The 541-nt window shown below is 29.9% G+C and carries 1 protein-coding gene; it reads left to right on the forward strand.

Annotated features, from left to right (window positions below; translation table 11 throughout):
* Positions 1-73: 73 nt before the first annotated feature.
* Positions 74-541, forward strand: a 468-nt coding sequence (locus B9P78_RS10445; RefSeq protein ID WP_233487887.1) for a hypothetical protein, incomplete at its 3' end; no start/stop codon positions are given.

Genomic DNA, 541 nt, shown 5'->3' on the forward strand with positions numbered 1-541 from the left:
TTTTTAGTCAAAATCAGTTGATAGGGATATTAGTGATACATATTTCAATAAAATGTGCCAAAGAATTAAAGCTATGAATTATTCAGGAATCATAAAAAATATTAAATTTGGTGGAGGAAAGCCTATGTTTTATTTTCTATTGTTTGGATTTGGGGTGTATTTTTTATTCAAAAAATTCCCTATAAATAGAACCACTGCCATATATGGGATTCTTGGTTATTTAGCTGTAGTCCTAGTTATAAGGATAATACAATATTTATTTTTCGGCTCGATGATAATATTTGCTAATGGAGTTTCAAGATTTCTGTTTTGGTGTATTCTTATCCTTGGATTGTATTTTTGGTACCGAAGATATCGTCGAAAAAAAGAGAAAGCTAAATGGGCTGAAATCCTAGACTGGAAGAAGAAGAGCTTTCCAGAGATAAATCCTTTTCAATTTCATAATATACTTCGAAATAGTTTAAATCACGATCTTATTAGATATGTTGATGATATACCGTATAATAGAGCATTTTTTCTTAGTGCAGGCAGCAGTACAAAT

The organism is Aerococcus sp. 1KP-2016 (assembly GCF_002252085.1).
Lineage (GTDB): Bacteria > Bacillota > Bacilli > Lactobacillales > Aerococcaceae > Aerococcus.